Origin of the sequence: Thermosporothrix hazakensis (assembly GCF_003253565.1) — a bacterium.
Taxonomy (GTDB): Bacteria; Chloroflexota; Ktedonobacteria; order Ktedonobacterales; family Ktedonobacteraceae; genus Thermosporothrix; species Thermosporothrix hazakensis.
On sequence record NZ_QKUF01000040.1, the window covers coordinates 19,035 to 39,269 of the forward strand.

The 20,235-nt window shown below is 52.7% G+C and carries 5 protein-coding genes; 4 read left to right on the top strand and 1 reads right to left on the bottom strand.

Annotation, left to right across the window (positions count from 1 at the left end):
• Positions 1–19 precede the first annotated feature (19 nt).
• From EI42_RS28720 to EI42_RS28730, 3 genes are read left to right on the top strand one after another with little or no spacing between them, the layout of a single operon-like run.
• Positions 20–3,934, top strand: coding sequence for a non-ribosomal peptide synthetase (locus EI42_RS28720; RefSeq protein ID WP_111326077.1), 3,915 nt, complete (start codon positions 20–22; stop codon positions 3,932–3,934).
• Positions 3,931–5,805 carry a condensation domain-containing protein gene (locus EI42_RS28725; protein ID WP_170142986.1) on the top strand — a complete coding sequence of 625 codons (1,875 nt, stop codon included), beginning with the start codon at positions 3,931–3,933 and terminating at the stop codon, positions 5,803–5,805. Before EI42_RS28720 ends, EI42_RS28725 begins: the two co-directional genes overlap by 4 nt.
• 1 nt (position 5,806) lies before the next feature.
• The gene (locus EI42_RS28730; RefSeq protein ID WP_170142987.1) at positions 5,807–17,068 is read left to right on the top strand and encodes a non-ribosomal peptide synthetase/type I polyketide synthase; all 11,262 of its coding nucleotides are present in this window, start codon (positions 5,807–5,809) and stop codon (positions 17,066–17,068) included.
• Between the two features lie 300 nt (positions 17,069–17,368).
• Here the strand turns inward: EI42_RS28730 and EI42_RS28740 are convergent, their stop codons facing one another.
• Entirely contained in the window at positions 17,369–18,922 is a 1,554-nt protein-coding gene (locus tag EI42_RS28740) for a hypothetical protein (protein ID WP_111326081.1), read from the bottom strand.
• 258 nt (positions 18,923–19,180) lie between these two features.
• Between EI42_RS28740 and EI42_RS32900 the strand changes: the two genes are divergently transcribed.
• Positions 19,181–19,501 (top strand): hypothetical protein, encoded by a 321-nt coding sequence (locus EI42_RS32900; protein ID WP_137686323.1) that lies wholly within the window; start codon positions 19,181–19,183, stop codon positions 19,499–19,501.
• Positions 19,502–20,235: the final 734 nt, after the last annotated feature.

Sequence of the window (20,235 nt, forward strand, 5' to 3'; positions counted from 1 at the left end):
AAAAGAATGTGAGAAAGAAATGCCAATTGATATTCTGAAGAGTATACAATACAGTGTTGCCTCTCTGCTCCAGGTGTCAGAGGAACAGCTTTCCCCCGACCTCCCGCTGACACAACTGGGCCTGGAATCAATCAGCGCTCTTCAACTTCAGAGCCTGATATGGCAGGAGTTCGGGGTGCAACTCCCTCTGCTGTTCTTTCTGGGGGAAACAACGCTCCAAACTCTGGTTGAGCGAGTGGCGCAGGAGCAGAGAGTCCATCAGGTTGCCACATTGCTGACTGCCGACCCCGAGCAGCGCTATGAACCTTTTCCCCTGACAGAGATTCAGCAAGCATACTGGGTCGGGCGGCAACGGGGCTTTGTGCTTGGCAACGTCGCAACCCATTTTTATCAGGAGTATGAACGGGAAGGCCTGGACATTGAGCGGCTTGAATATGCCTGGAATCGGCTTGTTGTACAACACGACATGTTGCGAACGGTGATCCAACCTGATGGGATGCAACGCGTTTTAAAGGAAACGCAGGTGCCTTTGTACCACTTTCGCGTATATGACATGCGAGATGAGGCACTACAAGAGCAGCAGCTACAGGGTGTTCGTAATGAGATGTCACATCAGCAGTTTATCACGGAGGCGTGGCCATGTTTTGATATTCGACTCAGCCGGCTCACTGAGCAGCGTTACCGGGTACATCTGAGTTTCGATGCACTCTTTCTGGATCTGACCAGCTTCTTTCTTCTGATGCGGCAGTGGAGCCAGCTCTATCAACAGCCAGATCTGATGTTACCAACAGCGGCTATCACTTTTCGTGATTATGTTCATTTTCTTGAGCAGGAGCGACTGACAGAGCGGTATCAACGGGCAGAGGCATACTGGACTGAGCGCATTGCCACACTTCCTCCCGGGCCTGAATTGCCATATTGTAAGGCATTCTCGGCGGTTGAGCAGCCACACTTTACACGACGCGCCGCGGTGCTGGAACGGGAACGCTGGCAACGCTTAAAAGCCCTGAGCGCCGGGTATGGGATTACGCCATCGGCGACGTTGCTGGCGGCCTTTGCTGCACTGCTTCAGCGTTGGAGCCGCAGTCCTGCCCTGACGCTCAATGTGACCTTGTTTCATCGTCCGGCTGTCCATCCTGATCTTGAACAACTTATCGGGGACTTTACTTCCACCAGTTTGCTGGCGGTGGAAACCAATAGGGAGGACTTCGCTTCATTTGCCCGGATCGTGAACCGTCAGCTCTGGCAAGATCTGGAGCAAAGCAGCTTTAGCGGTGTGAGCGTGCAGCGAAAACTGGTGCAGCAGCGTGATGATCTATTCACAATTGCAACTCCCATTGTTTTTACCAGTGGTCTGCATACTCCCCAGTTCCTTGATGGTCCTTTCCCAACCCAATGGCTCGGAGAGCAGATCTACGCAATCAGTCAGACACCCCAGGTTGTGCTGGATCATCAGGTATTTGAGCGTGATGGAGCGCTTTTCTTTCACTGGGATGCGCAGGAAGAAGTCTTTCCGCCGGGCTTCCTTGATCGAATGTTTACCTGCTATTGTGCTTTACTTAATGCTCTTGCGGATGACGAGGCATACTGGCAACAGAAACGACTACCTTTGCTCCCGGACGATGATAGAGAGCTGCAAGAACAGGCAAACCAGACACAGGGTGTACTCCCGCATCATGTGCTACAGCAGCCCTTTTTCGAGCAGGCGCAACGCTTTCCCCACCGTCCCGCGCTTTATACCATGCGTGGAACAGTGAGTTATACCCAACTGGCCCTACGAGCCCGGCAGCTTGCGGCTCATCTTCGGCAGGAGGGCGTGCAAAGCGGGGACCTCGTAGCAATTGTACTGCCCGCAGGTCCGGAACAGATCGCTTCAACGCTGGCGGTGCTCGCAGCAAGCGCTGTCTACGTGCCGCTTGATGCGCAGTGGCCCGCGCTCCGGCTGCAACAGGTTTTGCTGCAAGCAGAAATTTCAACGGTACTGACAACAGAAACGCTTGCGACGGCCCTTTCATGGCCTGAAGGGATACGTGTGCTGGCAACGGAAACGCTCCCGGTTTCAGAGAGCGTACCCGTGCTCCCTGACGAGCGGACGCCTCAGGACCTTGCTTATATTATCTATACGTCTGGCTCAACGGGGACACCAAAGGGCGTGATGATTACGCATGAGGGAGCAGTCAATACGATTCATGACATCTCGACGCGCTTTGCTGTCGGGCCAGATGATCGGATATTTGCGCTCTCCTCCCTGAGTTTTGACCTATCGGTGTATGACATCTTTGGCCTGCTTGGCGCGGGTGGGGCGCTGGTACTGCCTGAACCAGAGCTACGGCGCGATCCTGCTCACTGGCTTGAGTTGATTCAGCGCCACAGAGTCACGATCTGGAACAGTGCCCCCGCCTTGATGGAGATGCTGCTGATGTACGCAGAAATTCGGGCGGAAGAGGTGAGAAGGGCACTTCAAAGTGTGCGGTTGGTGCTCCTGAGCGGCGACTGGATTGCATTAAGTTTACCGCAGCGTTTGCGGGCGTTAGCTCCACAGGCGCAGATAATCAGTCTGGGTGGTGCAACTGAAGGCTCTATCTGGTCGATTGCCTATCCAATTACCGATGTACACCCCGATTGGAAGAGCATTCCCTATGGTCGGGCGCTGCGCAATCAGCATATGTGGGTTCTCAACAAACAGCTTGAACCGTGTCCAGTTGATGTACCGGGACACATCTATATTGGTGGTGCAGGGGTAGCTCTCGGGTACTGGAAGGATGAGGCACGAACGCAAGAGCGCTTTCTTGTGCATCCTGAGACGGGGGAGCGCCTCTACTGGACAGGTGATATGGGAGTGTGGCGCAGAGAAGGCTATATTGAGTTTCTGGGACGAGACGATCATCAGATCAAGCTTAGAGGGCATCGTGTGGAACTGGGAGAGATTGAAGCCGTGCTCAAGCGCCATGCAGAGGTTATTCAAGCCGTTGTTGATGCACCAAAAACAAGAGATGGGCAACGTCGGCTTGTAGCCTATGTCCAGAGTGAGGGGCCCTGGGAAGAGGTGCATGCACAACTGAAATCCCATGCACGGCAGTACCTCCCGGAGTATATGCTTCCGCTACAGTATGTTGCCGTCCAGCATTGGCCGGTGACTGCAAACGGGAAGCTGGATCGGAAGGCGCTTCCTGATCCCTTTTCCGGGTCAGAGATGGAGGCGAAGAGGATTTCAGCGCGAACTGCTCCAGGAGCAGAGCGTATCCTTGCGGTCATTCGGCGGGCACTGAAGCTGCCTCATTTTGATGCAGAGCGTAGCTTTCTGGCACTTGGGGCTACCTCCCTGCAACTGATACAGGTTGCGAACGCTCTGGAACATGAGTTACAGCTTCGTCTCCCTATCATTGAACTGGTAGAAGCACCCAGCCTGATGGCTCTGGCTCATACATATGTCGAACGGCTGACGAATAGTCACAGCTCTTCCGTGAGAAGTGAGCCCGGTATTCCGCTCTTACAGGATGTGCCAGAGGAGGTGTATCCCGCTCCTCTGTCATTAAGCGGCTTGAGTCGCTGGTGGCAGCTCCTGCGTGAAGCGATGCCCGAAGCGGTGCAACTGCATATATCGCTCCCTGAGGATACAGGGGATGGCATTTGCGCAGGAAGCTATCTCTATGATGCAACCACCCATGCTCTGTACCCGCTTCAAGAGAAAGTAAATGTACCACAACGTAACTGCTCGTTTGCGATTTACTTTGTTGCCAGCGAGGCTCATCATGCCACCCGAGCATTGATGGAGGTCGGGCGCTGGACTGAGCGCATGCAACGAACGGCCTTACAACTTGGCTGGCGGGTTGATGAGCCTGATGAACTCCCTGATCAGTCGCCGCTTCTGCATGCACTGTTTGTCTACACCGAAGATGTTGTGCCAGATGCATGGGAGGAGGGAAGTCTGTGACTCTGGATCATGTGCTACATACAGTGCAACAACGAGCTATTCAGCTCTGGGTCCAGCATGGCGAGCTTCGTTTTCGGGCTCCGAAGGGTGCTATGACGCCGGATTTGCGGGCAGAGATCCAGCGCTGGAAGCGGGAATTGATAGCTTTTCTTGAGCCACGACTTCTTTTATCTCGACCGGAAGCACGCTATGAGCCGTTCCCGCTGACTGATATGCAACTGGCGTATCTGTTCGGACGAACGGGTGCATGGGCCTATGGGAAAGTCGCACCTTATTACTACACAGAAATTGATGCCTATAATCTGGATCCGAAGCGACTTGAGCGTGCTATTCGACGGCTGGTGGCACATCATGATATGTTGCGCGCGTTTGTGACTCTGGATGGTCAGCAATGTGTCGCAGAACGGGTACCTCCTTATGAGCTTCCTGTCCTTGATCTGCGCGGAAGGTCGGCGGCAGAGGTAGAGGAGCAGCTACGTATACGCCGGGAGCGTCTTTCGCATCAGGTGCTTGATCCGCATCGCCCTCCGCTTTTCACATTCTGTCTGACCCGACTTACTGATCAGCAGTATCGTCTGCATTTTGGGCTGGATCTGCTTTTCTGTGATGCCTATAGCGCATTACTCCTTTGTCAGCAGCTTCGAGAGCTTTACGAGCGACCGGAGACGGAGCTTCCAGAAGCCGGCTTTCTGTTTCGCGATTGGGTTGAGCATCTGGAACGGCAAAAAGAGCAGGAGCGCTATCGCAAGGCCTATGCCTACTGGATGGAGCGGCTGGAACACCTGCCAGCAGGGCTGGATCTGCCATTGCGGCCTGTAGAGGGGCCAGCGCGGTTTCAGAGGCAGCGGCAGGAACTGGCAGTGTCACGCTGGCAACTGCTGAAGCGTCTGGCGGCACAGCAGGGGTTGACGCCTTCCGGGCTACTGCTTGCTGCCTTTGCAGAAGTGCTGATGGCCGGCATGAAGCGGCGGCACTTTCTGCTGACGTTGACGCTGTTCAATCGACCGAGCATATACGCAGGGATTGAGCGGCTGATAGGAGATTTTACCTCGACGTTGCTGATAGAGGTTGATGGGCAGGGCGCAACCTTTCTTGAACGGGCGCGGTTACTTCAGCGGCGGCTCTGGCGCGATCTGGAACATGCTGCTGTTCCCGGTACGGTGGTTTTGCGCGAACTCGGGAAGCTGAGAGGCGAAACCATGATCGTACCCATTGTCTTTTCAAGTGGCATCTACGATCAGGGGGGTGTCAGTGGTGATGCCTCGCAGCTTCTCACAGCGTTTGGCAAGACGGTGTATAGCATCAGTCAGACACCGCAAGTGGCGCTGGACCATCAGGTATTCGAGCGTGATGGAATGCTCTGCTTCAACTGGGATACTGTTGAGGCTGCCTTTCCCCCGGGCTTGCTTGATCGGCTGTTCAGCCGCTATTGCCGCCTGTTAACGCTCCTGGCCGAGGACGAACGGTCCTGGCAACAGAGCGAGTTCCCTTTTCTACAGGAAGAGGTCCTATGGACGCCTGCCTGTAAACAGCAACCCGAGCCGCGCCACAACGCTGAGCCACCCGTAAACGAGCTGGAAAAGACGCTACATGCCATTTTTTGTGCTGTGCTTCAGCGGGAGGAAATAGGGGTGCAGCAAAACTTTTTTGAGATAGGGGCAAACTCGCTCTTGCTAGTGCAGGCGCAGGGCCAGATCTGCCGCCAGCTCGGGCGTGAGATCTCTGTCCTGATCCTGTTTGAATATCCCACCATTCGCAGTCTGGCCGCATTCCTGAGTCAGGATCAGGTGATTGATGAGGCGGCCCATACTGGTCAGCATCGTGCCGCTCGCAGACGGCAAGCACTTCAATATACCCGAAAGAGAGGATAGAATGTCATATCAGGACTCAAATAACTCCGATGCTATTGCGATTGTCGGGATGGCATGCCGTTTCCCGGGCGCTCAGAATCTACATGAGTTCTGGCAACTCCTGCGTGATGGCGTTGAGGCCGTCACCACGTTTACCGAGGAAGAATTGCGGGCCAGTGGAATTGCCCCCTCCGACTATACCGCAGAAAACTATGTCCCGATTGGCACGGTCATAGCAGATCAAGACTGCTTTGACGCCGCTTTCTTTGGCATGAGCGCAACGGAAGCAGCCTTGCTTGATCCACAGCATCGACTTTTTCTTCAATGTAGCTGGCACGCGCTGGAAGATGCCGCTCACCTTCCCGAACATTTTCAAGGCGCTGTAGGAGTCTTTGCGGGAAGCAGCCTGAGCGCGTATCTGCATAAGAATCTACATGAGCGCTTTGACCCCTATACGCATGCAAATCCAGCAGAGATGTTACAGGTTTCCATAGGGAATGAGCCGGACTATCTGGCAACGCAGGTCTCCTATAAGCTTGATCTGAAGGGGCCTGCTATCTCTGTGCAGACGGCCTGTTCAACCTCGCTGGTTGCTGTCCATCTAGCCTGCCAGAGCCTGCTGCTGCATGAGTGTGATTTGGCGCTAGCAGGTGGGGCAACGCTACGCGTGCCGCAGAAGCAGGGCTATTTCACGTTGGAAGACGGCCCATTCTCACCTGATGGACATTGCCGGACTTTTGATGCGGAAGCGGCAGGTACGCTGTTCAGTCAGGGTGTTGGCGTTGTGGCACTGCGTCGCCTGACTGATGCGCTGGCTGATGGCGACCATATCTACGCTATCATTCGTGGGACTGCAATCAATAATGATGGAGCCGGAAAAGTCGGCTTTACTGCTCCCTCGGTTGAAGGGCAGGTACGGGTGATTACCGAGGCACTGGCCGTCGCTGAGGTAGAACCGGAGAGCATTTCATATATCGAGGCGCACGGAACGGCCACACCCCTGGGTGACCCGATCGAGGTTGAGGCATTAACGCGGGTGTTTGGCAGACAGGCCGAGAAAAAGTGTTTGCTGGGTTCGGTAAAAACAAATATCGGGCATGCAGAGACTGCGGCAGGTATCGCAGGGCTGATCAAGACGGCGCTTGCTCTCCATCACAGACAGATCCCGCCCAGTCTGCACTTTAAGCGTTGGAACCCCCGTATTCAGGCGGAACAGACCCCCTTCGCCGTGAATACCGAACTTGTTGAGTGGCAGCATCATGATACCCCCCGACGCGCGGGCGTCAGTTCGTTTGGTTTCGGTGGGACAAATGCCCATGTTGTTCTTGAAGAGGCACCGGAGTCCCGGAATACACAGCATGACGACTCACCAGAACTCTTTGTGTTCTCTGCGCGTACGCGGTCTGCCTTGCATAGAACGGTTGAGCAGTTTGCGGAGCATCTGACAGACAGCTCACAGGCATACGGTGATATTGCCTGTACCTTACAGATGGGGCGAAGAGCGTTTCGAGAACGAAGCTTTATTGTTGCCTCCGGTCGGGAGCAGGCATTAGAAGCGCTCAGACAGGAGTCCGGGGCGCTCTGGGTACGAAGTGCACTGCAAGAACAACCAGAAGTCGTGTTTCTGTTTCCGGGTGGTGGCTCACAACATATTGCGATGGGAAGCGCGTTATATGCGCGTGAAACGGCCTTTCGGCACGAACTGGATCGTTGTGCAGAGATGCTCTATCCGTATATTCAGCGAGATATCAGGCAAGCTATCTATCAGACAGATAAGCACGGATTGCTTGATCCAGCAGTGGCGCTCCCTGCTCTCTTTGCCGTTGAATATGCGCTGGCCCGACAGTGGATGGCCTGGGGAGTAGAGCCTGCTGCGATGATTGGACATAGCCTGGGTGAATATACCGCTGCGACGCTGGCGGGTGTCATGAGCCTTGCAGATGCACTCAAGCTCGTTGCTGCACGCTCTCAATGGATGGCAAAGATTGCACACGGGGTCATGGCAACGATCCCCCTTCCGTATGAGGAAGTGCGCGTGCTCGCGCAATCCCTGGATATTGCGGCGGTGAATGGACCCGCTCTCTGTGTAGTCTCAGGAACCGAAGAAGAGATTGCAGAACTTGGGCGGCAGCTTCAAGCCCGAGATGTTCAGATGAGGAGGCTTCCGCTGGCAGCGGGCGCTCATTCTCGGTTGGTTGAGCCGTTTATGGCTTCGCTGGAAGAGGTTGCGGCAAGTCTTACATTGCGACCGCCTCAGATTCCCTATATCTCGAATGTGACCGGGACATGGGTTACTGCTGAGCAGGTGACACGGCCTGCCTATTGGGCGGAGCATCTGCGTTGTCCGGTGCAGTTTTCGCAGGGATTACAGGCGCTCCTGACAAGCCCCCGGCTCTTTCTGGAAGTCGGACCAGGAACGACGCTGACAACGCTGCTCAGGCAGCATCCCGAACAGAAAGCGGCAATTGATAGTATCGCATCCATGCGACATCCGAAGAGCGATGATGATGATTATGTCGCGCTGCTCAATGCTGCCGGGCGGCTCTGGTGTGCGGGGGTTCCCTTGCAATGGGAGACGCTCCACGGTGAGCGATGGCAGCGTGTCTCGTTGCCACTCTATCCGTTTGAGCGCGAACGGCACTGGATCGAGCCAGAGCAAGATGCGCCAGGCCGGATCCTGGTACAGGTGCCAGCATGGAAGGAGACAGCCCCGGTTCCGCTTCTTCCACCAATCCCACAGGAAAATGTCTGGCTGATTGTCGGGAATCCCCACGGACTCGGTAAGGAGCTTTTACGGCAAATTCAGCCAGCTCACGCCCTTCTGGTGCAGGAGGGAGACGCCTTCGGTGAGCATGAAGCTGGTTTTACGGTGCGTTCCGGACATGCTGCTGATTTTGAGCAGCTCTTTCAACGGCTCACGGAACAGCAGATTCAGCCGCGCTATCTGCTTTATCTGCCTGCTCTTGCTATCGAGGGGCAAGAAGCGATGAAGCGCCTGCTTGTAGACTTCGCCTCGCTCCTTGCCTCACAGGGACGCAGCAGTAGCGCGACCTGTACGCTCCTTGTCGCGCTACGGGGAAGCCAGAAAGTAGAGAGCAGTGATAGGATGCAGGCGCTTTATACGCCGTTGCATGCGTTGAGTCGGATCGCACAACAGGAATATCCATTTTTACAGGCTCGTACAGTGGATCTCCCTATAATGGCTGCTGACGCTGCTGCACGTCTGCTGATAGCCGAGGCAGTACGTGAGACCGAGGACACAGAAGTTGCATATCGTGGGCGGAGGCGTTGGGATCGGCAATGGGAGACACTAGAACTGCCTGTGACATCGCTTCGTTTACGAGAGCAGGGCGTCTATCTGATTACCGGTGGTCTGGGAGATATCGGGTTGCAACTGGCGCAGCGTCTGGCACTGCGGGCCCCTGTGAAACTGGCGTTGCTTGGTCGGCATACAGTGTCTGCTGACGCAAAGAATGCGCAGCGCACAATGCAGATAATACAGCAAATACGGGAAAGCGGGAGTGAGGTCTTGCCAGTGACGGCAGATGTGGCCGATCTCCACGCATTACAGGAGGCTCTGGATCAGGTCAGGCGGCACTTTGGAGCGCTTCACGGTGTTATTCATGCGGCGGGCGTTATCGGGCACGAAACCTTTGTCCCGCTGGCAGATCTTTCGATGAACGAGCTAGAAGCCCAGTTTCAAGCGAAGGTAAGCGGCACGTTGAATCTTGACTGGCTGCTCTGGGACGAGGTACTCGATTTCCGTGTCTTGATCTCATCGGTTGCTGCTACTGTTGGCGGCGTGGGATTAGGAGCGTATGCAGCGGCCAATGCATTTCTTGATGGCATGGCACAGGAAACCAATGGGCGCTGGCTCAGTATAGCCTGGGATGGCTGGCTGCTTGATAAGCCAGATGAAGACACGGCATTTTCTCGCGGCTTGATGCACTATGCAATGCGGCCTGACGAGGCGCTTGATATGTTTGAACGGATTCTGGCTCATGCAGGATCGTTTGGGTTGTCATCTGTAGCGGTCTCACCCTCGTCTCTCTCGCAACGAATGAAGCGTCGAGAGGAGAAGCGGCCCGTACCTGTGCAGCCGATAAAAAGCAACGCCACACATGATACAAGTATTCCTCCTGCAAATGAGCTTGAGCGGGCCATGTGCGTCCTCTGGGAGGAAACACTAGGAGTATCACCAATCGGTCGGCATGATGATTTCTTTGAGCTAGGTGGCCATTCTCTCCTGGCTTCAGGCCTGGTTGCTCGCATTCGGGAGCGTTTCGGGATCTCGTTCAAGCTCAGCGATTTACTGCGTGCAACCACCGTTGCAAGACTTTCCGCCGCGCTGGCTGAGCTGCTCGAAACGCATGAGAAGAAGGCCGAAGTTCAGGTAGAACCCACAATCAACGCGGCACAACAGTCGGAGCCATTTCCGTTGACGCAGGTACAGCATGCGTACTGGGTCGGACGTGGTTCCACTTTTGATCTGGGTAATGTGGCCAGCCATGTCTACTTTGAGTTTGACTGCCCATCGCTCGATCTGGAGCGCTATACGCGGGCCTGGAATCGGCTAATTCAGCGCCATGAGATGCTGAGGATGGTTGTCTTGCCCGATGGGAGACAGCAGATTCTGCCGACGGTACCAGCATATCAAATTGCGGTGGAAGATCTTCGGGGGGTGTCAGATGAAGAGCAAACGGTCAGGTTGAATGCCAGGCGTGAACAGCTCTCGCATCATATGGTGAATGTGGAGCGTTGGCCACTGTTTGCCATTGAGGCGACGCGCCTGAACGAGCAGATAACGCGTCTTCACCTGAGCCTCGATGTGCTTATCTGTGACGCTGCCAGTTACGGTCTCCTACAGCAGGAACTCGCGGCATTGTATGCTGATCCTGAACGAGAGCTTCCACCGTTGCGCTACTCCTTCCGGGACTATGTTTTAGCGGAGCAGGAACAGCGTGCATCGGCAGCTTTTGAGGAGGACGCACGTTACTGGCTCGCCAGGTTGGATGAGTTTGTGCCGCCACAACTGCCTTTGCAGCGTAGCCCGGCCTCGATCATACTGCCCCGTTTTGAGCGTCGAAGTGCCCGTTTGGAGGCTGCGCTATGGCAACGGCTGCAAAAGCAAGCCGCTCAGCTCGGCGTGACCCCAACTGTCTTCGTGCTGACAGCTTTTGCTGATGTACTGGGATACTGGAGCCGTTCAGCGCGTTTTACGTTGAATCTTACCCTGTTTAATCGCCGCCCGGTCCATTCAGATGTAATGAGGCTGATTGGTGATTTTACCACGTTAACACTGCTTGCGATCGATCATCGTGCCGGTGATGATTTTCAACACCGTGCAACGCGGCTTCAAGCGCGGCTCTGGGAGGATCTTGATCATAGCCTGTTCACGGCAGTGGATGTGTTACGCGAACTGTCGCGGGGTGAGGAACAGGTCAGCATGCCGGTCGTTTTTACCAGCACACTCGGGCTAACAGAGCAGTCTGCCCCGTCGGATTGGCCGGGTAAGCAGGTATATGCGTGCAGTCAGACCCCACAAGTCTGGCTCGATCATCAGGTCTTTGAGGTTGATGGTGCGCTGCTCTTCAATTGGGACTCTGTTGAGGGCCTCTTTCCTCCTGGTTTCCTTGACGATATGTTTGAGGTCTATTGCACCTATCTTCGGCAGCTTGCAGAGGAGCAACCTGTTGAGTCGTTCGTGCCTCAGACATTCCTGCACATCTGTAAGGAGACGAACGCGACACAGGAGCCGTTTGAATCGGAACTATTACATATGGCCTTTCTGCGTCATGCCAGGCAGCAACCCGAGCGGATTGCGGTGCGTACATTGGAACGTGCCTGGAGTTATGGACAGCTTGAGCGCTGGTCTGGTGAGATTGCCCGCCGTTTACAGGAGCGTGCTGTGCACTCCGGGCAGCCGATCCCGGTGCTGATGGAAAAGGGCGTAGAGCAGATTGCGGCTGTATTGGGAGTATTGAGAGCAGGTGCGGCCTATGTTCCCATTGATCCCTCTCTGCCTGGTGAGCGGATTGCACGGCTGTTCAAAAATCTGGGGGCGACAGTCGCACTGACACAGCCTCGCTTTCGGGCTGAACTTCCTGTAGTGGAACACCTCCTTGAGATAGAGTGGACGGAGTTTGTGCAGTGCGAACGTGATGGCGTTCTACGAAAGCCAGAACCGATAGCCACGCGGCCCGATGACCTTGCCTATATCATTTATACTTCTGGTTCGACCGGTGAGCCAAAAGGAGTGATGATTGAGCATCAGAGCGCTCTGAATACCATTCTCGATGTAAACAGGCGCTTTGCTTTGACAGCTGAAGACTGTGTTCTGGGCCTTTCGGCGCTCAATTTTGATCTCTCCGTCTGGGATATCTTCGGGTTGCTGGGCACAGGTGGCTCGCTTCTCCTGCCTGATCCTGAAGGAGTACGCGATCCTGCTCACTGGCTTGAGTTGATGCAGCGCCACAAAGTGACCATCTGGAATACTGCACCGGCGTTGATGGAAATGCTGGTGATGTATCTTCAGCCGCGAGAGCTGGCCTCAAGCTGGACCGAACATCTGCGCCTGGTGTTGCTCAGTGGCGACTGGATCGCCTTACATCTGCCGGAGCGTGTTCGTTCGCTCTTCCCCCGGGCGCAGATAGTGAGCCTGGGAGGCGCGACTGAGGCTTCTATCTGGTCGATTTGTTACCCTATCGAGCATGTAGAGCAGAACTGGAAGAGCATTCCCTATGGCAAACCAATGCAGAACCAGCGCTTTTATGTGCTCAATGAACGCTTACAGCCCTGCCCGTGTTTTGTAACAGGACGGCTCTATATTGGCGGGGTTGGGTTGGCACGGGGCTACTGGAATGATCCCCAAAAGACGGCAGAGCGCTTTATTATCCATCCGGAAACCGGTGAGCGGCTCTATGAAACAGGGGATCTGGGGCGCTATCTGCCTGATGGCACGATTGAGTTTCAGGGACGGGAAGATTTTCAGGTGAAGATCAACGGGCACCGTATCGAGCTTGAGGAGATCGAGGCCACACTGATGCAACATGAAGCGGTGAGCCGGGCTGTTGTGACCGTGATGGGCGAGCGCTTCGGCCTGAAGCAACTGCTCGCATATGCGCTCCCGGAGCCGGTTGCAGATCCTGAGGGTGAAGAAAAGCAGAGGTGGCAGGAGCTGATCCAAGAATGGGAAGCGGTAGTGCAGAGCTTACCTGTTCCACAGGGGAGTACTGGGATCACGGCAACGCTGGCCCGGCTGGAAGAAGTGCTACTCTTTTCTGTCTGTCAGGCACTGCGGGATCTTGGAGTGTTTACCGGGAGAAATGAAAGGTATACATTTGAGGAACTGATGCAACGGAGCACGATTCGTCCCCGCTATCGAAAATGGCTTCAGCGCAATATATACCTGCTGCACGAACGCGGCTATCTACACGTGCAAGGAGACATGATTCATGCTGAGGAGCCGCTTCCAGTGGTTTCATTGGATGAGTTATGGCAGGCATACCGGGATGAGGCAGCACGAGCCGAGGATGATGCGCTACGAGACATGGGCTGGTTGGACAATATCGCGCCTGTGGTCCCGGCTCATGTCAGAGGGCTTGCCGATGTGCTGACGGAACGGCTGCACTCTGCCGAGGTATATGCAACCGAGGAAATGGCGAACAGCTACCGCTTTTTCCACTACTGTAATCAGATGGCTGCAGAGGTCATGAGGCGCTATCTTGAACGACGCCCGACAGAAAAGCCGCTGCGCGTTCTGGAAATCGGGGCCGGATATGGCACGACAACGCGTTTTCTGTTGCCTTTGTTCCCACCCGAGCAGACAACATTCGTCTATACCGATATCTCCCGGTACTTCCTGGAGCATGCTCGTAAACAGTTTGCTGCGTACCCATATGTCGAGTATCGTTTGCTCAATATTGAACAGAATCCACAGGTGCAGGGCTTTGATCTGCATGCGTTTGATATTGTGATCGCGTCCAGTGTGCTGCATGCAACGGCTGATATCGCGGAAACATTGCGCCATATACAGTCGTTGCTGGCAACTGATGGCGTACTGCTGCTGATCGAAGAGACGCGTTTCCATCGTGCCTTTGATCTCAGTATGGGACTTCAGCAGGGCTTTGATCGCTTTGAGGATCGCGATACACGGCAGGAGCATCCCTTGCTCTCCCGTGAACAATGGCGACAGATAGTGCAAGCGCATGGGTTTGAGTTGCCTGTGATTCTGAACAGGCAGGGTTCAGTGACTGACTTTTTCGGCTTTGATGTGATTCTGGCACGTAATGCCCGGGCGGTCAGGCCACTCGATGCCACTTCTCTGCGCGATTTTCTGCGTGAGCGGCTTCCTGAGTACATGGTACCAGCATATATTATTCCGCTTGATATACTGCCGCTTACTCAGAACGGGAAGGTTGACAGGCGGATGCTACCTGTACCACATCATATTCAGCGGGATCACCAGAGTCGACCGCCGCAAAGCCTTATTGAGCAGCGCCTGGCCCACCTCTGGATAGAGCTATTGCATATCGATAAGGTCTCGCTGGATGATAGCTTTTTCCGTATGGGAGGCGATTCGCTCTCGGCTGTCCGTCTGGTATCTGGTATTCGAGATACGTTCAAGGTTGAGCTATCATTGCGCCAGATCTTCGCCTGTAAATCGCTGGAAGCGCTGGCTGCGACTATTGAGAAGCGCATGGGAGAGCAACATGTTTCTGTCTCTCAACTGGTAACCACAGAGGAAGACGAGCCGTTCCCCCTCGCCGATTTGCAGCAGGCATACTGGATCGGACAGCAACATCTCTATGAGTTGAGCTACAATTCCGCTCATTTCTACATTGACTTTGAAACGCGTGGACTGGATGTGACCCGCCTTGAACGAGCATTGCAGCGGCTTGTTGCGCATCAGCCAATGCTGCGTTGTGAGATCCTGCCGGATGGTCACCAGCGAATCAGGCAGGAGGTGGAACCCTATCGTGTGCTGGTGACAGATCTTCGCGCCTTGAGTGCCGATGGACAGCAGCGCGCTATCACTGCCTTACGGGATAGAATGATTCAAATGGGACCGAGGAATGAACAGCAATTACTCTTTGATATCCGTGTACAACAGCTTGATGAGCAGCGTAGCCGGGTGCATCTCTGTTGTAGTTTGCTGATCGCCGATGGATGGAGCTTCTATATCTTCTTTTATGAGCTTTTCCAGCTTTACAATGACGAACAGCTTGAATTGCCGCCGTTGGAGGTGACCTTCCGCGATTACGTGTTAGCGCTTCAGCAGATGGAACAGGAGGAGCAGTACAAGCGAGCCCGGCACTACTGGCAGGAGCGAATCAAGGAGTTTTCGGAGGCTCCTCAATTACCGCTGGCCTGCGATCCTGCCAGTGTGACAAATCCGCAGATGACACGGCGCAGCTTCTCACTCGATGCCGCTCGCTGGGGGCGCTTGAAAGAGCGTTGTGGTTATTATGAGGTAACTGTCTCCGCAGTGCTGTGTGCTCTCTATGCCGAAGTGCTGGCGCGTTGGAGTCAGGAGCCCCGCTTTACTCTGAATATGCTCTACTTTAATCGGCAGCCGTTGCACCCCGGACTGGATCGAGTGCTTGGCCCATTCTCCTCGACGATGCCGATTGTTGCCGATTTGAGGCAGCGTGAGCGCTTTGTGGAGCGGGTGCGTCACTTTCAGATGCAGTTTGCTGAAGCCTTAGAGCACAGTCTGTACTCGGGTATTCGCGTCTTGCGTGACCTTGTGAGCCAGCGAGGCGGGACGCCACGGCCTCTTTTGCCGGTCGTCTTTACCAGTACGGTTGGTTTTGACTCGACATATAAGCACATTCCAACCGACATGTTGACTATAGAGGATGTCTTTGAGAGAGTACGCACCCCGCAAGTCTGGCTTGATCAACAGGTGCTTGAGGAGGATGGTGAACTGCTTGTAAACTGGGACGCGGTTGAGGCCATTTTCCCGGCTGGAATGCTGGACGAGATGTTCGCACTGTATCAGGAGACTCTGCTACGACTGGTCGATGATGCAGATACCTGGGAAGCGCAGGAGCTGATCCAGAGAGCGGTGAGCAGCCCACTGCAGCACAGGCCCTCCCCTGTTCATGGAGAGCGCAGGGGTGGTAGCAAACGAAAAGTTCAGAAGAGAAGAGATGCCGATGCGCTAGAGGAGCAGATTGCATCTCTATGCGCGAAGCTGCTTGATGTGCCATCTCTTGGTGTCGACGAGAACTTTTTTGAGCGCGGTGGGAACTCGCTGTTTATTGTGCGCCTGCTGGTTGCACTTGAGCAACAGCTTCATTACAAGGTTCCAGCCGCGGCGCTCTTCCAGTCACCCACAGTTGAGGGAGTAGCTCAGGAGATACGCAATCGCTATATGGAGAAGAACGTTGATCCGGTTGTTCTCCTGCGCTCTGGTGAGGGTGCACCGCCATTTTTCTGTGTGCACCCTTCGGGCGGTGATGTGATGTCCTATCTTGAGCTGGCTCGCTTGCTTGATGGAAAGCGTCCCTTTATCGGGCTGCAAGATCCTGCTGTTTATGGAACACATGAGGCAGCAGACTTACAGGAGATGGCAGCACGATATATTCAGGCACTGCGCCGAATACAGCCACATGGGCCATACCTGCTTGGTGGTTGGTCAATGGGAGGAATGATCGCCTATGAGATGGCCTGTCAGCTTCAGGCAGAGGGAGAAAAGATCGCGCTTCTGGCGTTGATAGACTCACACGAACCATCAATGGTCGTCCGCCAGTACCCGTGGAAAGGAGAGGATCGCACGCTCTTTCTGATGCTTGATTATGTACGCTCACTTGAGCTGTTTCTTGCCCATAGTAGAGAGGGTACAACGGGGGAGCGCTTCAGTGTGGCCGAAGCGGACTTCTTACGGCTTTCTCCAGATGAGGCGCAGGACAGAGTAATTCAGTGGATGAAACGAGTCGGGCTGGTTCATTCCAGGACCGCAGATGAGGACGTGGCACGGCGGATAAAGGTTGCTTGCCACCATATTCTGATGCTGCGTGAGTATATTCCTTCGCGGTTCCGCGGAGAGATGGTATTGATTCGTGCTGGTGAGCGATCTCCAGTCAACTCACAGGTAGGAGTTGGTGTTGATGACAACATTGCCGATCTCTATCTTGGGTGGGGATCATATGTACAGGGAAAGATAGTCATCCATACAGTGAATGGGCATCACTACACGCTGGTACGTCGCCCCGCTGTAGAAGAGCTTGCCACTATCCTGCGGCAGTACCTCTCCGACAAGACGATCAAGACAGGCTAGCGCTCGATCAAGAGCAAGGGGTCCCCTATGAGAATGAGGGAACCCCTTTGCTATGCAGCGGGGACAGAGCATGAATGCTGAGTCTGACGGGTTTTTATGTCGCCTTCAGAGTGGGGAGGGTTCCGGTTCTGGATCATACGACATCGACGAATATGCAAGGCGAGCAGATGATTGCTCTGCAAGCCAGTATTCGCTGCATGGAGTACGCCACTGCTATTGGGTGCCTCCAGAAGCTGCGTGAGGAATTGAAAAGAAGACATCAATCTCCTCTACTTAATGATCCTTCACTCCCATTATACACTATTTAGCATTTATAGTTCTTTTATCCTCATTTGTTACAAGCAAACGATCAATAATTTTATCCAGAGCAGCCTGTTTTCGATCCTCATCAGCGTAGATTGCACACATGGTCTGTGCAACAATAGGCTGATAAGTAGTATTCAATATTTCTAGAGATTTCTCAAATTGTTCTGCAACATGCATCTGAGTATTTGCACTTAACTTTCCCAGAATTGTTGCAAGAGTTGTTCCAATACCACCAATAGATCCTAGAACAGCACTATAGGTAAATTGCTGGAAAAACAACATTACAACAGAAAGAACCAGACAAAACACGCATGCTATAGCCCCTAAAATATTGATAAATCTCACGACAGCAAATGCTTCATCAGCTTGTTTCTTACTGCTATTAAAAAATTCATTGATTAAGGACTGATGGTCCTTAGTAATTCTCTCGATTTGAGTAGACGCTCTCCTCGTTTTTACATTCATTGATGAGCCAGACAATACATCTTTTTTCGTACTATCTTGCTCCTCCTCTGGCTCGAGTAGTGCTATTATTTGCGCTAGTTTTTCCCTTATTTCTTGAGCTTCCACATTCTGTTTATCCTGCTGTGTAGATAGCAAGCCCTTAATAGAGGTGAGCCGCTCATTATCCTCTTGCAAAGTAATATACTGTTTTTCTATATTACTTTCTAAAACATCTAACTTTTGCATTATATCGTTATTCCCATCTATTATTTCTTCCACATACCCTACACTTCCCGAACTTATTTTATTCTCTAACGAACGTATCACATCTCCTTGCAGGGTAAGCTGTTGGCTTAGGCTCTCTTTGAGAGAATCTAATAAGAAAATGCTTTTTTGTTCTATAGTCTGAGATTGTTCACGAACAATTCTTTCCCTAGTTTCTTCAAACACTTCTTCTACCCGTTGCCATTCAGTATGTTGAGCGATCCCAGGCATTAGTTCTTCGATAAGTATTTTCTTTAATTGCTCCATAGTCTGAGACTGTTCATGAACAAGGGTTGCAGAAAGCTTTCCAATAGACTCTTCCAATTGCTGTACATTTACTCCTAGCTGACGCTCTACTTCATTTAGGTGGTTCTCACTTTCCTGATGAAAATCACGAGATTGTTTTATCAGCCGGTTATAGAGCTCTATTGTTTGCATTTCAAGAGTGTGACGCAAATGATCATTGCTGGCCTCAATTATTTGCTGCAAATCTCTCTCTTCTTTGCCTGAAGAGGTATTTAGTAATAACGGCTTTTTATTATCATCAGATTTTTGATATCCTATCTCCCAATCCCTACACTCCCATTTCTCAATATAATTTAAAATATCAGCCAGATAATACACTTTCGGATATCTTTTACCACTTCGATCTATCAGCGTATCAATATCATTTTGTTCTTGATACTCATTTCCATGGCTTAACGAGAGAATCCACCCCCATTTTTGTAAGCGCACATCATCTAGAGGGACACGAGTAGCAATCACATTAGCTCCATCTTTTCTTACTGAATGAAGCACAGGTATGTTTACATCCAAAGCAATCTCTTGAAAATCTGTCATATTTTTCCTCCTAACTTACTCATTTGATACAAATATCTCTCTTCTCTTTTTAGAAACGCAAGAGATTTCTCACTTTAAAATATCCTCTACTACTACATGCCATATGTGTTAGTTAAAACACACTATAAAGGGCAAAGAGCTGCAATATAATAACAATGGTTCAGGAAGCTTGCCTTCGTCAAGTATCAGAGATACATTTATCATTAGCAAATTAAAAAGATCTTATTTGACGCGTAATGCTGGCTCTCCCGCCACCCAATGCACTTCATCAGCAATGAAGAAGACTATCTCCTCGCCAGTGAGCGGCAAGAAGAGCAAGTTCGAAAAGAACAAAAAGTGATGGAAGAAATGCAGGAAACAGTCAAACGGAATACGGGCCTTCTAGCTCTCAAAGTAGCTCGCCACTTACAAGCGTCCATTGCCACAACGGCACAATCCCTTATGCTCTGGAAAAAAGCATCCTTCTGGCTATTGAGGCCTTCAGATACACGCCTACGGAGGACGTTTATTCCGTTCTACGCGATGGATTGGCCTTACTACCACGCCTTGTTGCTCGTCATCGCTGTACTGGAGAAGTAGATCACTGGCTTTTAGCGCCAATGGATATGTCTTCACCGCGGCAGGTATTGAGATTCTCTGGACCTATCGTTACGATCTCCATCAACTAGAACAAGGATATATGAAACCAAGCAGTGTACCTGATCAGCAAGCGATAGCCGGAAGTATGATAATAGTACTGAGCGCAAACAGCGAATATCTCCTGACAGGCAACAGTAACGGCTATGCCTGTCTTCTTGAGACTGCTTCTGGACAGCCACTTATATTCTTCAAACTTCAGAGAGCCATTTGCACCGCCCTTCTGCGCGAAACCACAACAACGCGGGCGATCATCGTCGAGCAAACAGACTGCTATTGGGTACCCCCAGAAGCCGCGTTAGGCGCGCAGACATGTAAGCACTTGCTCCGTTGTTGTAGGGCTCAACATGCTTTTCTTGCCATCGAGTGGTCTCTTTCTCTCTATGTCCATTGCATCACAAACCATGTATCCTTGAAATGATGGGCGTTCAGGTCACATGAATATATTGCTCCATGCACGAAAACAGAAAAAACGAGTGATTTCGATGTTTGAGTCATTGCTCAGGTTACCGCGCATCAGTACGGATGCAAATTTTTACCGCATCGGAGGGAATTCACAGTAGCGGCCCATTCCTCTCCCGTCTTCAGACGGGAGAGGAATGGGTCTGCTGCAAAGGCTGCTTAAGCGTGCCAAAGCGAGAACAGCAGCGTCTCCCTCTCAAACATGACAAATGTTT

Coding starts and splice junctions, on each gene's coding strand:
- EI42_RS28730 (WP_170142987.1), top strand. CDS start 5,807: ATGTCATATCAGGACTCAAATAACTCCGATGCTATTGCGATTGTCGGG.
- EI42_RS28740 (WP_111326081.1), bottom strand. CDS start 18,922: ATGACAGATTTTCAAGAGATTGCTTTGGATGTAAACATACCTGTGCTT.
- EI42_RS28720 (WP_111326077.1), top strand. CDS start 20: ATGCCAATTGATATTCTGAAGAGTATACAATACAGTGTTGCCTCTCTG.
- EI42_RS32900 (WP_137686323.1), top strand. CDS start 19,181: ATGCACTTCATCAGCAATGAAGAAGACTATCTCCTCGCCAGTGAGCGG.